At 71.4% G+C, this 15,941-nt stretch carries 15 protein-coding genes; 8 read left to right on the top strand and 7 right to left on the bottom strand.

Annotated features, from left to right (window positions below; genetic code table 11):
* Positions 1-680: 680 nt before the first annotated feature.
* The gene (locus IEZ07_RS14105; protein WP_191895154.1) at positions 681-1,070 is read right to left on the bottom strand and encodes a hypothetical protein; all 390 of its coding nucleotides are present in this window, start codon (positions 1,068-1,070) and stop codon (positions 681-683) included.
* Between the two features lie 407 nt (positions 1,071-1,477).
* Here IEZ07_RS14105 and IEZ07_RS14100 point away from each other — a divergent pair, with 407 nt between their 5' ends.
* Positions 1,478-2,509, top strand: a complete 1,032-nt coding sequence (locus tag IEZ07_RS14100; protein ID WP_191895153.1) for a terpene synthase family protein — start codon at positions 1,478-1,480, stop codon at positions 2,507-2,509.
* Positions 2,510-2,771: 262 nt separating this feature from the next.
* On the opposite strand, the gene IEZ07_RS14095 is transcribed toward IEZ07_RS14100, so the two are convergent.
* The 3 genes from IEZ07_RS14095 to IEZ07_RS14085 all read right to left on the bottom strand — a co-directional run bounded on the left by IEZ07_RS14095 (position 2,772) and on the right by IEZ07_RS14085 (position 5,969).
* Positions 2,772-3,194: a VOC family protein gene (locus tag IEZ07_RS14095; protein WP_191895152.1), complete on the bottom strand. Its 423-nt coding sequence runs from the start codon at positions 3,192-3,194 to the stop codon at positions 2,772-2,774.
* Positions 3,191-4,480 carry an IS256 family transposase gene (locus IEZ07_RS14090; RefSeq protein WP_239319897.1) on the bottom strand — a complete coding sequence of 430 codons (1,290 nt, stop codon included), beginning with the start codon at positions 4,478-4,480 and terminating at the stop codon, positions 3,191-3,193. The genes IEZ07_RS14095 and IEZ07_RS14090 overlap by 4 nt, the downstream gene beginning before the upstream one ends.
* Before the next feature lie 334 nt (positions 4,481-4,814).
* Positions 4,815-5,969, bottom strand: a complete 1,155-nt coding sequence (locus IEZ07_RS14085; RefSeq protein ID WP_191895151.1) for an epoxide hydrolase family protein — start codon at positions 5,967-5,969, stop codon at positions 4,815-4,817.
* Between the two features lie 63 nt (positions 5,970-6,032).
* On the opposite strand from IEZ07_RS14085, the gene IEZ07_RS14080 reads away from it, so the two are divergent.
* On the top strand, positions 6,033-6,983 hold the full coding sequence (locus tag IEZ07_RS14080) for a helix-turn-helix transcriptional regulator (protein ID WP_191895150.1): 951 nt from the start codon (positions 6,033-6,035) through the stop codon (positions 6,981-6,983).
* Positions 6,984-7,313: 330 nt separating this feature from the next.
* Here the strand turns inward: IEZ07_RS14080 and IEZ07_RS14075 are convergent, their stop codons facing one another.
* From IEZ07_RS14075 to IEZ07_RS14065, 3 genes are all read right to left on the bottom strand, one after another.
* On the bottom strand, positions 7,314-8,117 hold the full coding sequence (locus tag IEZ07_RS14075) for a phosphatidate cytidylyltransferase (RefSeq protein ID WP_191895149.1): 804 nt from the start codon (positions 8,115-8,117) through the stop codon (positions 7,314-7,316).
* Positions 8,114-9,841, bottom strand: a complete 1,728-nt coding sequence (locus IEZ07_RS14070) for a histidinol-phosphate aminotransferase family protein (protein ID WP_191895148.1) — start codon at positions 9,839-9,841, stop codon at positions 8,114-8,116. The genes IEZ07_RS14075 and IEZ07_RS14070 overlap by 4 nt, the downstream gene beginning before the upstream one ends.
* A gap of 264 nt (positions 9,842-10,105) precedes the next feature.
* A complete protein-coding gene (locus IEZ07_RS14065) occupies positions 10,106-10,402 on the bottom strand; it encodes a helix-turn-helix domain-containing protein (RefSeq protein ID WP_191895147.1) in 297 nt (98 codons plus the stop codon).
* 145 nt (positions 10,403-10,547) lie between these two features.
* Between IEZ07_RS14065 and IEZ07_RS36290 the strand changes: the two genes are divergently transcribed.
* The 6 genes from IEZ07_RS36290 to IEZ07_RS14035 all read left to right on the top strand — a co-directional run bounded on the left by IEZ07_RS36290 (position 10,548) and on the right by IEZ07_RS14035 (position 15,922).
* A complete protein-coding gene (locus tag IEZ07_RS36290) occupies positions 10,548-10,922 on the top strand; it encodes an ATP-binding protein (RefSeq protein WP_191895146.1) in 375 nt (124 codons plus the stop codon).
* Between the two features lie 90 nt (positions 10,923-11,012).
* Entirely contained in the window at positions 11,013-11,558 is a 546-nt protein-coding gene (locus IEZ07_RS14055) for a hypothetical protein (RefSeq protein WP_191895145.1), read from the top strand.
* A gap of 207 nt (positions 11,559-11,765) precedes the next feature.
* Positions 11,766-13,166, top strand: a complete 1,401-nt coding sequence (locus IEZ07_RS14050; RefSeq protein ID WP_191895144.1) for a PepSY-associated TM helix domain-containing protein — start codon at positions 11,766-11,768, stop codon at positions 13,164-13,166.
* Positions 13,167-13,267: 101 nt separating this feature from the next.
* Positions 13,268-13,867, top strand: coding sequence for an MFS transporter (locus IEZ07_RS14045; protein WP_191895143.1), 600 nt, complete (start codon positions 13,268-13,270; stop codon positions 13,865-13,867).
* A gap of 202 nt (positions 13,868-14,069) precedes the next feature.
* The gene (locus IEZ07_RS14040; RefSeq protein WP_191895142.1) at positions 14,070-14,696 is read left to right on the top strand and encodes a copper chaperone PCu(A)C; all 627 of its coding nucleotides are present in this window, start codon (positions 14,070-14,072) and stop codon (positions 14,694-14,696) included.
* The gene (locus IEZ07_RS14035) at positions 14,693-15,922 is read left to right on the top strand and encodes a Dyp-type peroxidase (RefSeq protein WP_191895141.1); all 1,230 of its coding nucleotides are present in this window, start codon (positions 14,693-14,695) and stop codon (positions 15,920-15,922) included. The genes IEZ07_RS14040 and IEZ07_RS14035 overlap by 4 nt, the downstream gene beginning before the upstream one ends.
* The last annotated feature ends 19 nt before the right edge of the window (positions 15,923-15,941 follow it).

Below are 15,941 nucleotides of genomic sequence, written 5' to 3'. Positions count from 1 at the left end.
CATGTCCGGCGGCACGCCTGTGTGCTGGGGAAACTCTTACACCACTTCCGTGGACGCAACCAGATCGCGCATCGTGCACCGCGGTCTGGCTGTTCCAGCACACTTGAGCTCCGAAGCGCCAGCTGTGAGCAGCGGCGCCGAGCAGCGCCCACAACCCACTCCTGGCATGGTGCTCCCCGGCAACCGGTCGGCCCTCACGCGCCCGCGCGCGAGCGGCTCGCGAAACTCGCATCACCCTCTCGGGCGCCCCGGGCCGGGGCCGTCCTGAGCCGTCAGCGCGCCCGGCGGTCAAGTCCGCCGACCGAGCCCCGGCGAGGGAGCGGGCTTGAGGGGCGGGCCGCGACGGCTACGCTCGTCCGATACGGGGCGGGCCGAGGCGGACATGGCGACGCCCTGCCGGACGGCTCCTTGGGTTCTAATGATCGTCGCAACACTCGAACCCCGGGAACGCGATGGTTTTCAGAACAGCACCAGGTCGACCTCTGGTTGAGGCGCGACGAAAGTTTCTCGAGCTCGTTCGCGAGGGTGTGAACATCAGGGAAGCCAGTCACATTGTCGACGTTAACCGACGAACCGGACAAGAGTGGATGAATCGGTGCAGTGAGCGCTCGAAGACCTCGACGGCCAGGTGCCCGGCAGCCGAGTGACCGCGGCTCGCAGGGAAAGGCCGAAGACTGGGCCTACGATGCCAGGTGCTGCGCGTACTGATCGGGGGGCAGGCAGCTCTTGCCCAGGACCCTCAGACGCGTGGAGTCGTCCTCGGGGTAGACGGCGACCGTCTGGCAGCGGTAGCGGGCCTGGCCGGAGTAGCGGGCGTCCTGGAAGACGACGTCGACCGGCCCCGAGACCTCCCCCTCCCGGGTGGGCGCACCCGCCGAGGCGGTGCAGCCTTCGCCGTGCGCCCACGGCGGGTAGACGCGCGGTGCCGGCAGCTCCCGCTGGCAGGTGTAGGTGGCCGCCGGATCGGCCGCGAGCGCGGCCAAAGCAGGCACCGCGAGGGCCAGGGGAACGGTCAGCGCCGCCAGGGCGACGAGACGACGGGTACCGGACATGATTGCCGTCCATGTCATGAAATAGATGATTTCGGTCATCAACTTCGTACCCATATGTCACTTTATGTAATCAAACGAGCTGAAGTGTCACTATCAGCTACATACAGAATGGCGGGAGCTCAGCGAGCACCCGGGTGGGCTTGCCACCGAGAGCGGGCATGACAGGGGCGCCGTTCTGCCGGCCTGCACCGGCACCGGCACCGGCGAGGGGGCCAAGCACGGGCCCTCACGGTATTTCGACGCCTTGAGCCAGGTCGCCTACCAGGTGGAGCCCGATGCAGGTGACGACCAGGTGATGCGCGCCGACCACACGCCGAGCCGGTCCCACGGACCGTGCGGTGCACCGCCCCGGCGGTACGTTGTTGGTTAGCCGGTCTCTTCGCTCCCTGCGCCGCGCACGGGGCCAAGCGCCGTACGGAGGGCCCATGCCGCAGGACATCGCGTTCGACCTTCCTTTCCCGGTGCGGACGAGTCCGGACGCGGAAGGCGCCCGGCGGCGCAATCTCCGCTGGGTGCAACAGCACCGGCTGGTGACCGGCGACCAGGCCCTGGCCTGGTACCGCTCCTGGGACATGCCGCGCCTGGCCGCCTGCGGCTTCCCCTACGCACAAGGGGCCGAGCTCGACCTGTGCACCGATGCCATGGCGTTCTTCTTCGTCTTCGACGACCAGTTCGACGGCCCCCTGAGCCGCGCTCCCCGCGACGTCGCCCGCCTGTGCCAAGGCATGATCGACATCGTCCACGGCACCGGACCACCCCGTACGGCCGACCCCTGCTCGACCGCGTTCGCCGACCTGTGGCGGCGCAGCACCGACGGGGCACCTCCCGGATGGGCGGCGCGGACCGCACACGAATGGGAGTACTACTTCGCCGCCCACGCCCACGAGGCGGTCAACCGATGCCGGGCCGTTCCCTCGGACATGGAACGGTACCTGCAGGTGCGCCGGGGCGTGGCCGGCACCGCGCTGCCGGTGTCGCTGGGGGAACGCGCGGCGGCGATCACCGTACCCGCCGTGGCCTTCCACAGCCCGCACCTGCGGATCATGCGAGAGATCACCGTCGACGTGACACTGATGTGCAACGACGTGTACTCCCTGGAGAAGGAGGAAGCCCGCGGGGACATGGACAACCTGGTCCTGGTCATCCAGCACGCCCGCGCCTGCTCCCGCCAGGACGCGGTGGCCGCGGCCCGCGACGAGGTCCACCGGCACGTCACCCGCTTTCGGCAGCTGGCCGCCGAGGTACCGGACATGTGCCGGCAGGTCGGCCTCACCGGCCCACAATGCGCCGCCGTGGAGGCTTACGTCGAGGTCATGACCGCCTGGATGGGCGGCTACCACCTCTGGGAGACCGAGACGGCGCGCTACCGCGCCGCGGCAGACGTCCTGCCCGGCTCGGGCCCCGGCCACTTCGAGAAGCTCCTCGGTAGCGAACCCGAGCAAGACTCGCGGCCGTGAGGGCCGGGCGCGGCGGCCGTGCGTGCGGCCCGACCGGGGCGCCGGACGGGGTCCGCATCGGGTCGCTGGCGTACGGTCCCGTTCGGTCGCAGCTGCCGCTGACCGCCGTTTCGAGGCGGATGGCCTGGTGGGTGACGCCGGGTGACGGTGATCTTCGTATCCGGAAGTCCTCAGCAACGGACAAGATCACTTCGGTCCTCGATGGACCACGGCCGCTCCGGAGCAATCGTCAAGAGTTGTGGATCGATTGAGAGCAGGATTCTCAGGACTGGTCGGTCATGTCGGCCGCGACGAGCTCGACCTCGAACCCGTCCGTGTCCTCCAGATAGGCGGCGTAATGCTGATCGCCACCCGCGTGCGGATGGCGATCGGGGAACATCAGCCTCCAGCCGTGTGCGGGCGCCTGCTCGGCCAGCGCATCGACCAGGGCACGGCTTTCCACGTGGAAGGCCAGGTGGTTCAATCCAGGGCGGCAACGGTCGTGCCGGTCGGCGCTGAGCGCGGACGACTGCTCCAGGACCAGGTAGGTGGCCCCCAGCCGCCAGCTGCGCCCCTCGCTCCAGTCCTGGAAGAGGGCGTATCCGAGCGCCTGCAGCAGCCACTGCCAGCTGATCACGGCGCGTTGAAGGTCGGGCACCCAGATCTCGACGTGGTGCAGCGTTCCGGTGGTGGCCTTGTCGTTCATGCCGCGATCCCTTCGGGACGTTCAACGAGCTTGCCGCTGACGAAGACTGCCCCGGCGCGGACGAGCGCGACGAGATGGGGCGCGTTCACGGCGCGCCATCGCGCCTGGGCCGACTCGATCAGCTTGAACGCCATCGCCGGCCCGGCCGCCCGCGAGCCCGGCCCCTTGGTGACCTTGGTGCGGTGCCGGACGGTGGCGAAGGTCGACTCGATGGGGTTGGTCGTGCGCAGATGGATCCAGTGCTCGGCCGGCAGATCGTAGAACGCCGGCAGCTCGTCGACATCACCGACGACCTTGGCCACCGCCTTGGGGTACTTGGCGCCGTAGGCGGCACCGAACGCCTCCACCGCCGCCAGCGCGTGCGTCTTGTCCTCGGCGTTCCAGATCTCCGCCAGATGCTTCTTCGCTCCCGGGTGCGCCGGCTTCGGGAGCGCCCCCAGCACGTTAGCGATCTTGTGGAACCAGCATCTTTGGGCTCTGGCCTGCGGAAACACCTCGCCCAACGCGCCCCAGAACCCCAACGCGCCGTCCGCGACCGCGAGCACCGGTGCGCGCATCCCGCACCGGGTGCAGTCGCGCAGCAGGTCCGCCCACGACTCGGCCGATTCGCGGTAGCCGTCGGCCAGCGCGACGAGCTCCTTGCGGCCGTCGGCGCGCACGCCGATCATCACCAGCAGGCACAACCGCTGCTCCTCCAACCGGACGTTGACATGGACGCCGTCGGCCCACAGGTAGACGTAGTCGACGCCCGACAGGTCGCGGGCGGCGAATGCGCGCTGCTCGGCCTTCCACTGCTCGGTCAGCTTCGTGATCACCGGCGCCGACAGTCCGGCCGTCGAGCCGAGGAACTGCCCCAGCGCGGCGGTGAAGTCGCCCGAGGACAGGCCGTGCAGGTACAGCAGCGGCAGCACCTCGCTGACCTTGGGCGTCTTGCGGCACCACGGCGGCAGGATGGAGGAGGAGAAGCGCTGGCGTTCGCCGGTGACCGGGTCGGTGCGCTTGTCGTTGACCCGCGGAGCGCGGACCTCGATCGCGTCGGCCGCGGTGAGGATCTCACGCGGGGCGTGGTGTCCGTTGCGCACGACCAGGCGGTGGCCTGCTTCGTCGCGTTCGTCGGGGAAGGCGGCGATGTAGGCGTCGACCTCGGCCTTCAGCGCCTCGGCGAGCATGCGGCGGGCGCCTTCGCGGACGAGTTCGTCGATCAGCGCGGCGGAGACGGGGCCGTCGGTGGTGCGGCGGTCGCCGTCGGCGGAGTCGGGGTCGGGGTCGGGGACTACGGTGAGCATGGGTGTGCCTTCCCAGCCGACGTTGGCGCGTCGGCCATGCGTGTGAGACCTCAAACGATCACCGGGAAGGTACACCCCTTCCCGGCCGATCCACAGGTCTCAAGCATTGCTCCCGCTCCGCTCTAGCCAGTGACAAGTACGGCGATGATCAGGAGGGCGATGACGCCGATCGCGGCCAGCGGAAGTAGCCAAATCCGGAGTTCGATACGCGGTAGGGCCAGCGGTGCGATGCGGCCCACAGGAGCCGCTGACCACGCCGGTCCCAGTCGTTCGCTGAGCCCGAGCACCGAATACCCGCGGCACCGACGTGATCGAGGTCGGCGCCGCGGGGGTTTCAGCGCAGCTTGCTGAAGAACTCCCGGACATCACCGACGAGCAGGTCGGGGGCCTCCATCGCGGCGAAGTGGCCGCCGCGGCCGAATTCGGACCAGTGCACGACGGTGTGTTCGAGCTCGACAGTGCGCCGGATTGACACATCCATAGGGAACACCGCAACCCCGGTCGGCACCGTGGAGCGCTCACTCGCGCCCCAGGCTCCGGCATGCGCGGTCTCGTAGTAGCTGTTGGCTGAGGACCCGGCGGTGCCGGTCAGCCAATACAGCATCACGTTGGTAAGCAACAGATCCCGGTCCACCGCGTCCTCGGGCAGTTCAGCGGCCGGATCGGTCCACTCCTTGAACTTCTCCACGATCCAGGCCAACTGCCCCACCGGAGAGTCGTGCAGCCCGTGCGCCAGGGTCTGTGGCCGGGTGGTCTGGATCATCACGTAGCCGGACTGCTCGGTCTCCAGGTACTGCAGGTGCTCCAGCCGCGCCCGCTCGGCCTCGGTCAGCTCCCCCACCTCGTCCGGGTTGACCTCGGTGAACGCAGAGAGCCCGTTCGCGTGCACGCCGACGACCTTGTCAGGGTTGAGCCTGCCGAGCCCCGGGGAGATGACCGCGCCGGTGTCGCCGCCCTGCGCGCCGTAGCGGTCGTAGCCGAGTCGGTTCATCAGCTCGGCGAACGCCCTGGTCACCCGGTTGGTGTCCCAGCCGGCCTCGCCGGTCGGCCCGGAGAACCCGCTGCCGGGGATCGACGGGATCACCAGGTGGAACGCGTCCGCCGGGTCGCCGCCATGTGCCCTGGGGTCGGTCAGCGGGCCGATGACGTTCAGGAACTCCACGATCGAGCCGGGCCAGCCATGGGTCAGGATCAGCGGCAGCGCGTCCGGCTCGGGCGAGCGCACGTGCAGGAAGTGAATGTTCTGCCCGTCGATCTCGGTGGTGAACTGCGGGTACTTGTTCAGCTCCCGCTCATAGACACGCCAGTCGTAGCCATCACGCCAGTACTCGGCCAGCCCTTTGAGGTAGCTCACCGGCACCCCGCGGCTCCAGCCGGCATCGGGCAGGTCCGCGGCCCACCGGGTCCTGACCAGCCGGTCCCGTAGATCCTCCAGGTCAGCCTGGGGAATGTCGATAGTGAAAGGCCGGATCTCGCTGTTGTTCTCCATGCCGATAACGCTAGGAGCTGGTTAGGACAGGCCCGGTCCTAGGCCAATGGCAGACTTCAAATCATGTGGGAAACCTCGGCACGGCTACTGCGACTGCTCTCGCTCCTGCAGGCCCGACGCGAATGGACCGGCGCCGAACTGGCCGAGCGCCTGGAGATCACTCCGCGCACCGTGCGCCGCGATATCGACCGGCTGCGCGGCCTCGGCTACCCCGTGCTGGCCACCGCGGGCACCGCCGGTTACCGGATGGGTGCAGGTGCGGACCTGCCACCGCTGCTGCTCGACGACGACGAAGCCGTCGCGGTCGCGATGGGCCTGCGCACGGCCGCCGGCGGTTCGATCACCGGCATCGAGGAGACCTCCGTGCGGGCCCTTGCCAAGCTCGAACAGGTACTGCCGTCCCGGCTGCGCCACCGGATCAACGCCCTGCAGTCGGTGACAGTGCCAATGGCCAACACCGGCCCCACCGTCGATCCGAGCACCCTCACCGCCATCGCCGTCGCCTGCCGCGACTCGCTGCGCCTGCGCTTCGACTACCGCACCCACGACGGAACAAGCAGCATCCGCACGACCGAGCCGCACCGGCTGGTGCACTCGGGCCGGCGCTGGTACCTCATCGGCTGGGACGTCGACCGCCAGGACTGGCGCACCTACCGCGTGGACCGCCTCGACCCGCGCACGCCCACCGGTCCCCGGTTCACCCCGCGCACCCCGCCAGACCCCGATATCAGCGGCTACACCTCGCGGGCGATCTCCACGTCGGCCTACCGCTACCAGGCCCGGTTCACCCTGCGCGTCAGCGCCGAAACCGCGGCGGAGCGGATCACCCCCACCACCGGAGCGCTGGAGCCGATCGACGAGCACAGCTGCACCCTGCGGACCGGGTCCAACTCGCTGGACGAGTTGGCCATCTACGTGACAACCAAAGGGTTCGACTTTCAGGTGCACGAACCCCCGGAGCTTGTCGAGCACATCAGGACGCTGGCAGCCCGGCTCGCCAGCGCGACGGATTAGGGCGTGTCCCGTGATCATATGACTGGGTCGCGGAGCCGGATGCGGATCGAGGCGACATCGAGGGTGCCCTGGTAGATGAGCTCGCGCTTACCGTAGCGCGTAGCCACGGCGCATTCGCACCATCAGCCGGGCCCGGCAAGCGAGCACTCGCCAAGCGGCGGCCCGGCGCCGGCCGCTGCCCAGCCGCGCGTCAGCTCGCGCCGTCACCGCCAGCAGCCAGCACAGCGGCGCCGGGCGTCGCGCACTCCTGCCTGGTGTGTGACGCGCGGCGCTGCTTGGCAGCACTCCGGCGGCGTTATCTGGCAGGCGACGAACGGCTTGGGTGCCCCATCAGCGGAGCAGCAGGGCCAGCGTGAGTGCGAGCAGCAGGGAGTCGAGCCGGTCCAGCAGTCCGCCGGCACCCGCCAACCAGGAGGCCGAGTCCTTGACGTCGGCGCCTCGCTTGACCATCGACTCCAGCAGATCTCCCACGGGGGCGCCGAATGCCACGGCGGCCACCAGGGCAGGGGTGAACGCGTCCAGCAGGGCCAGCATGCCCAGGCCCGCGATGGTCCCGGCCAGCACCCCGCTCCAGCGTTTGGCCGGTGACAGCGGAGAAAGCACCGGGCCGCCCAGGAGCCGGCCGCCGAACGAGGCGGCGATGTCGGCGACCGACACCGCGGCGAACAGTGCCAAGGCGGCCGGGCCGAGCAGGACCACCCCGATCAACGGCGCGAACCAGACGACGCCGAACACCCCCCGGCACAGCCGGTTCAGCCCACCGGCCGCATCACCGGTCAGGAGCGGTACCAGGGCGACGGCCAAGACGGCGACGGCGAACACGTGAGGCAGTCGTGCGGGCGCCAGCCAGGCGGTCACCGGCGGCGCGGCCACGGCGGCGGTGAGCAGCACGCGGTCGGGCCGGGGCAGGCGGGTCAGCCCGCCGTACTCGGCGGCGCACACCATGCCCACCGCCGCGGCCAGGACCGCGGCCCCGCCGGGTCCCGCATACAGGGCGGCGACCACTACCGGTACGGCCACTGCCCAGGCGCACCACCGCAGCATGTACTGTCGCCGCCGAGACAGCGCGACGGCGATCCCGCCGGCTGCGAGCGCGCCGGCGATGTAGGGGATCAGGTCGCCGACGCCGGTCACGCCGGGTTCCGCAGATCGTGCAGGGCCGTGGTGACGGTTTCGGCGATCCGGGCGTTGGCGGTGGCCTCGCGCACCGCGATGCGTACCGTCCTGCCTTCGAATGCCGGGGAGATCGGTGACAGGTCGCGCAGGAACACGCCCCGCTCCCGGCATCGGCGGACCAGACGGGCGGCTGCGGGGCCGCCGCGGGCCAGGGTGAGCAGGACGAAGTTGGCCGCCGCTTCCTGGACGTGCACGTCCTGGCCGATCGCGGCGAGTGCGGCGGCCAGTTCGGCGCGCAGCGCCGCGGTCTGCGCCCAGCGGCCGGCGTAGTAGGCGGGGTCGCGCAGAGCGTGGACCGCGGCGATCTGCGCGGGCAGGCTCACCCCCCAGGGCGGGCTCCAGCGGCGCAGCTCGGCCACGATCTGCGCAGGTCCGGTCAGGTAGGCCGCCCGCAGGCCTGACAGCGCGTACATCTTCGAAAGCGAGGTGCACACGACGGTGTTGTCGGCGGCCGCGGCGTACGGCTCCAGCGATCGGCCCGGCCCGGCGTAGCCGGCGTAGGCCTCATCGATCCAGAACCGGGTCCCGCCGGGGGCCGCCGCCAGCACTTGGCGCAGGTCGTCTGCGTCCAGGTGCGCTCCGGTGGGGTTGTTGGGGTTGACGACGACCACGAGGTCGTAGCGTGCGCGCAGCGCTTCGCCGAGGCGGTTCGGGTCGATCCGCCAGCCCTCCTGGCGCCGTAACGTGAACCGGTCGGCGCGGCAGCCGATCACGTGCTCGATGACGTGCGCGTATTCACCGTAGGAGGGGTCGATCAGCAGTACCCGGCAGGAGGCCTCCAGCCAGCCGCGGAACGCCCGGAAGATCAGGTCGGAGGAGCCGGCCCCGACCGCGATGGCCTCGGCGGGAAGGCCGCGGCGGGTCCCGATCTCCTCGATGAGCCCTTCGGCCTGCGCGGGTGGAGAGGTCCGCACCATCCAGTCCTGGTGGGCGGCCAGGGCCGCGGCGGCACCGGGGGCGGGCGGGAACCAGGCGTCGAGCACGTCGGCGGGCACGACGTCTCCGTGCGCTTGGAGGGCATCGAAGCGGCGGCCCAGCGCCCCGATCGAGGTGCCGCCGTGCTCGCAGCCGCCCGTACCGGGCAGGAAGGGCGTCTCCAGGCGCCAGCGCAACCTCGGCTCCAGGTCCCGCAACACCGGACCGTACCTGCGCAGTGTCTGCTGGGCGAGGCCGGCCACCTCACCGGTCAGCAGTTCGAAGGCGACGGCCCCTGAGCGCACCGGTGTCCCGGTGGACGTCAGCCCCAGTTCCCGGTACATCGGCAGGAGCTCGGCCCGGCCCAGCGCCACGATGGTGCGGCCCCCGTGCGCCATCACCCAGCGCAGCGCCGCGTACATCAAGAGCCTGCCGGTCATCCTGCCCCGCCGAGCCGGGTCCACGGTCAGGATGCGGATTTCGAACAGGCCGTCCTGGCGCAGAACGGGGTGCTCAGTGCGCCGCAGGTACTTGTCGATCGAGTAGCGTCCGGCCCATGGTGGTGTCACGCTGATGAACCCGGCGGGGTGTCCCTGATGGACCGCCACGATATAGACGTTGCCCTCGTCGAATTCGTCGCTCAACTGCCCGGCGTCGTTGGCGGGGTGCTGGCCGAGTTCCCGGGCGTACACCTCGTGGCGCAGCCGGTAGATCCACTCGCGGTCGGCATCCGCTCCCGGGCGCAGCTCCAGCTCATCGATACCCACGACCACGATCTCCCCATGTATTCGCCGGTTCCATCGCGCGTCCTCGGGCCGAATGGCGCAGGCCCGCAGACGTCGAGCGCACACGCCCCTTGAGCGTCAACGCCGATCTCCGCCTCCCGGCCATCGCTAGGGTGTAGCCGATCGCGGAGTTGTCAAACAGCGCCGCGCGTCACACCGGCAGCCGGCCGGTCCTCACGCGCGCCCGCGCACGAGCGGCTCGCGACTCGCATCACTGTCCCTCGGGCGCCCCGGGCCGGGGGCCGGTCAGCCGTCGGCGAACCCCCAGGCCAGCGGGCCTTGCTGCAGATCGGATTCCAGCCGGGCGAACTGGGCGTCGCTCAGTTTCGGCAGCGAGGGCGGGCCGGTGGAGCGCAGCGCCCGGGTGCCGCCTTGGCGCCAGGAGCGGCGCCATCGTTCCACCGATCGCAGGCTGACCCGCAGCCTGCGGGCGACGGCCGCGGTGGTGTCGCCGTGTGCGAACGACTCGGCCGCGTCCAGGCGGAGTCGTTCACGACGTTGCTGCTCCGCGGCGGTGAATCCGCCGCCTTGCGCGTATCGCATACTTCTGTGATATCGCACTCACCAGGAGTGATCGGATGCGGCTCCGACATCACGCATTCAACTTCAGTACATCCCCGACAGCGGCAACGTCACCGCCGCACCGAACTGCCAGCACGGCGACACCACCAAGGGCGGCGTCGCGCTGGTGGTCGCCGACACCGGTATCGGCATCCCGGCCGAACAATACGAGCAGCTGTTCTCCCGGTTCTTCCGCGCCTCCACCGCCCGCGAGGCCGGTAGCCCGGGGACCGGCCTGGGCCTGGCGACCACCAAGGTGATCGTGGAGGCGCACGGCGGCGCGATCACCGCCGCACACCGCGCGAGGGCGGCGGCACCGTCTTCACCGTCCACCTGCCCACCGCAGAACCGGCCTCCTGAAACCGGCCCGCAAACACCGCCCGGACCTGATCGGCCCAGAACTCCGACGACTACGGTGAGCCGCCACCCAGTCGATCATCCCGATGATGCCCATGGCTGCTCAGCGAGCTCAGCCGGCCGGTCCGGTTCGCACTCTCCCTGATGCCCGACCAGAAAAATCCCACCCTCAAAGCAGCCTTGACAGCGGCTCAACGGACTCGGCAGGAGCCGCGATCTCTGTCACGATATGGGCATGCCCGTTCTGCGCCTGCTGCGCGCCACCGTGTTCGCGGTGGCGTGCGTGACGGTGTCGCTGGGCATGCACGTGCTGGCCGGAGGCGCCGCCGTCGATCCGGCGACGCCGACCGCGGTGGTCCCGTTGATCACGGGCGGGGCGTTCGTCCTGGCCCGGCGGCAGCGCGGGCTGGGCACCCTGCTCACCGCGGCCTTCGCCGTCCAGTACGGCCTGCACCACCTGTTCACGGCGGCCGCGGTGCAGCCGCCGCCGGTCCCCGGGCACGGCCACGGCGGCCTGGTCGCGGACCTGGGCATGCTGCTGGCTCACGCCGTGACGGCGCTGCTGTCGGCCTACTGGCTGGAGCGCGGTGAGACCGCTCTGGCCACGCTGCTGCACCTGCTCGTCGCCGCGGTGGTCACCCTGCTGGTGTGGCGGGCCGCACCCGCCGTACGGCGTCTCCTCCCACCGCATGTCGAGGAGGGCGGGACCCGGTTCGTCGCCCGGCTGCTGGATGCGGCCGTTTCCCGGCGCGGGCCGCCGGCCGGGGCGTTCGTCTTCTGATCCGGGCCATAGACCCGTGACCCCTTCGCCGCTGGTGCGGGCCGCCTGAGTCCGCACCGCACCGCCGCACACCCCTGCTGCGAGCCGGTCTCCGTCGTGACGGCCGCGCTCGCCGCCCCGGGGGCATCGTGGCTGCGCCGATCCTGACGAACCCCCGCCGGGGTGCGTACCTCGCTGTGCGCACCCCCGTGAACGGAGACCTTTTCCATGACCTCCGACGTGCGCGAACTCTCACCCGCTCCCGAACGTCCCCGCCCCGCCGCCTGGCCCGCGGTGCGCGCACTGCTGCTGCGCCTGCACTTCTACGCGGGCGTCCTGGTGGCCCCCTTCCTCCTGGTGGCCGCCACTACCGGCCTGCTGTACGCCGCCTCCTTCCAGATCGAGAAGACCGTCCACTCCCACGAGCTCACCGCCCCCGTCCCGGCAGGGCAGACGATGCTCCCGCTGGCCCGGCAGATCGCCGCCGCCCGCACCGCGCACCCGGAAGGGACGGTCGGCGCGGTACGGCCCGCCGCCGAGCCCGGTGCGACCACCCAGGTCCTGCTGGACGCGCCGGGCCTGCCGGAGAGCACCCGGCTGGCGGTCTTCGTCGACCCGTACACGGGCGAGGTGCGAGGCACGCTGGAGAGCTACGGCAGCTCGGGTGCCCTCCCGGTGCGTGCCTGGATCTCCACCTTCCACCGCCACCTGCAGCTGGGCGAGCCGGGCCGCCTCTACAGCGAGCTGGCCGCAAGCTGGCTGTGGGCGGTCGCGCTCGGCGGCGTCGTGCTGTGGTCGAGCCATCGCCGCCGCGCGCTGAAACCCGACCGCAAGGCCGGGGGTCTGCGGCGGACCCTGTCGTGGCACGGCTCGGTCGGCCTGTGGATCACCGTCGGCCTGCTCTTCCTGTCGGCCACCGGGCTGACCTGGTCGGCGTACGCGGGCGCGAACGTCGACAGGCTCCAGACCGCGCTCGGCTGGACCACCCCGGCTCTGCCGGCGGCCGCCGGGGACCATTCCGGCCACGCCGGACACGGCGCGGGCGGCGACGGGTCCGCGAGCGGAGCCGACGCCGACCGGATCGTGGCGGCCGCGGCGGGCGCCGGACTGTCCGGGCCGCTGGAGGTGGCCTGGCCAGCCGAGCCCGGTGCGGCCTTCACCGTCAAGGAGATGGACCGCGAGTGGCCGCAGCGCAACGACCAGGTCGCGGTCGATGCGGCGACCGGCCGGGTCACCGGTGAGTTGCGCTTCGACGACTTCCCGCTGGTGGCCAAGCTGATCCGGTGGGGCATCGACGGGCACATGGGCGTGCTGTTCGGCCTGCCCAACCAGATCCTGCTGATGGCGCTCGCCGCCGGTCTCATCTGCATGATCGTCTGGGGGTACCGGATGTGGTGGCAGCGCCGCCCCACCCGGGGCTTCGCCGCCCCGTACGCACGCGGCGCCTGGAGGGCGGTGCCCCTGCCGGTGCTGCTGCCGGTCGGGCTCGCGGCGATCGCGGTGGGGGTGTTCGTCCCACTGCTCGGCATCTCCCTGCTCGCCTTCCTGGCCGTCGACGCGGTGCTCGGCCGGGTCCGCGCCGCCCGCGCGGCGACCGCACCGGCGCGGCAGAGTGATCCCCCTGCCTGAAAACCACCGCCCTCTCCCCGGCCTCGGACGGCGACCGGCTGACGAGCACCGCACGATGCCGATGTCAGGGCACCGGCACCCCATGCCATGATGATCACGCCATGACCGCCTCCCCTCTCCTGCGCATCACCCGCGCCGCGGCCTTCGCCGCGGTGTGCATCGGGCTGAGCGCGGCCGCACACCTGCTGGCCGGGGGAGCGATCTGCGCGCAGAGCGCGGCGGGCGGGCTGGTGCTGGCGTTCACCGCGGGCCTGGCGGCCGCCGGGCGGGAGCGCCCGCTGGCGGTGATCCTGCCGCTGCTGGCCGGGGTACAGGTCGTGCTGCACGTGCTGTTCTCCCTGACCCATGCCTCCCTGACTCACGCCTCCCTGGCCCACGCCGCCCCTGCGGCCGAGGTGGCCGGGATCACCGGGCACGCCCACACCGGACTCGCACCGAGCCTGGGCATGCTGATCGCGCACGGCTGGGCAGTGGCCCTGACCGCGCTGTGGCTGGCCCGCGGCGAGGCGGCGCTGTGGGCGCTGCTGCGGCGGCTGCCGCTGCGGTTGCGTCGCCTCCTGTGGGTGTTCCGGCTCCCGGATCCGGTGCCGTTCCTCACCGCCACCTCAGCCGAGCCAGTGGCGCCGCGCCGGACGACGCTGCTGCGCCACGCCGTCCACCGGCGCGGTCCTCCCCGACAGGTCACCGCCGCCCTGCGCTGACCTTCTCGCGTCACCGCACGGCGGTTCGGCACCGCTTACGGGCCCGCGCGTGCGTGCCCGCGCCGAGACCGCCGTCACCGACGGTCCGGCGGATCCGATCCGTGTGACCTCACTCTTGCGGCACGGCCTCATGCCGGTGTTCTTCCGAACCCGGCTCCGCGCCCGTGGCGGCCTGCCGCATGTGCCAGAAAGGCCTTTCACCATGCTCGTTCGCCGTACCCGTTCCGCCGCTGCCCTGCTCGCCGCCGCGATGACTCTCACCGCGTGCGCCTCCCAGAGCACCACCTCGGCCGTCCCGGCGCCCGCCGCGGCCGCGTCATCGGCTGTCCCGTCGGCCTCCTCCACCTCGTCCCCGCTGACGATCACCGACCCGTGGGTGAAGACCACCGAGGAGGGCATGACCGCCGCCTTCGGCACCCTGGTCAACAACACCGGCACCGACGTGACCGTCGTCTCCGGTTCCTCCCCGCTGTCGCCGGAGATCGAGCTGCACGAGGTCGTCGACTCGGGCGGCAAGATGGTCATGCGCCCCAAGGCCGGCGGCTTCACCGTCCCCGCCCGCGGCACGCACCCCCTGCAGCCCGGCGGCGACCACATCATGCTGATGGGCGTCACCGAGAAGGTGGAGCCCGGCGCGCAGATCGCCTTCACCCTCACTCTCTCCGACGGCTCGGCCCTGGAGTTCACCGCCGTCGGCAAGGACTTCGCCGGTGGCGAGGAGGACTACCAGCCCGGCGGTGACATGGACGGTGACATGGACGGTGACATGGACATGGGCGGCCACGACGACAAGGGCAAGGACGCGCACACGGGCGGAGACGACCAGTGACCGCCGGATCCCGCTTCACCCGGCGCGGACTGCTCACCGGCGGTGCCGCCGCGGCCGTGGGCGCCGTGGCGGCGAGCGCCGCCGAGCCCGCCTCCGCGCCCCGGGCCGTCGCCGCGACCGGACCCACCGCAGCGCCCGCCGCGGTGCCCGCAGGCAGCGCCGTCGAGCCCTTCCACGGCGTCCACCAGGCGGGCATCGCCACGGCGCCGCAGACCCACGCCGCCTTCGTCGGCCTGGACCTGCGGCCCGGCACTGACCGCGAAGCGATCGTGCGGATGATGCGGCTGCTCACCGACGACGCGCGCCGCCTCACCGCGGGCACCCCCGCGCTCGCCGACACCGAACCGGAGCTGTCCACCCTCCCGGCCCGGTTGACCATCACCTTCGGTTTCGGCCCCGGCCTGTTCACCGCCGCCAGGGCCGAGCATCTGCGGCCCGAAGCGGTGGCGCCCCTGCCCGCCTTCTCCGTCGACAAGCTCCAGAAGCGGTGGAGCGGCGGGGACCTGCTGCTACAGATCTGCGCCGACGACGCCCTGACCGTGGCGCACGCGTTGCGCATGACGGTCAAGGACGCCCGCGCCTTTACGACGGTGCGGTGGGTCCAGCGCGGGTTCCGGCGCCCGCCGCACGTGCAGGCGCCGGGCCTGACCCAGCGCAACGTCATGGGTCAGCTCGACGGGACCGTCAACCCCCGGCCCGGCACGGCCGAGTTCGACAGGGCCGTATGGATATCCGAGGGCCCGGACGGGATGCGCGGCGGCACCACGCTGGTGCTGCGGCGCATCCGCGCGGAGCTGGAGACCTGGGACGCCGTCGACCGCACGGGCAAGGAGTTCACCGTGGGCCGCCGGCTGCAGGACGGCGCCCCGCTCACCGGGAGGACAGAGCACGACGAGCCGGACTTCGCCGAGCTCACCCCGGCGGGGTTCCCCGTCATCGCCGAACAAGCACACATTCGGCGGGCCCACGTCGCCGACCCGGGCCTGCGGATCTTCCGCCGGGTCTACAACTACGACGAGGGCCTGTCCACCGACGGGCACGCCGATGCGGGGCTGCTGTTCGCCTCCTACCAGGCCGACATCGCCCGGCAGTTCACCCCGGTCCAAAAACGCCTGGCCGAGGCCGATCTGCTGAACGAGTGGACGACGCCGATCGGCTCTGCCGTGTTCGCCGTCCCGCCGGGCTGCGCGCCGGGGGGATGGATCGGCCAGACCTTGCTGTCGTGACCTTCGCCCGCGCATTCCG

This window comes from Planomonospora parontospora, assembly GCA_014647935.1.
Classification (GTDB): domain Bacteria; phylum Actinomycetota; class Actinomycetes; order Streptosporangiales; family Streptosporangiaceae; genus Planomonospora; species Planomonospora parontospora.
Note: the sequence above shows the minus strand (reverse complement) of the source record. Positions and strands in the feature narration are given on the sequence as shown.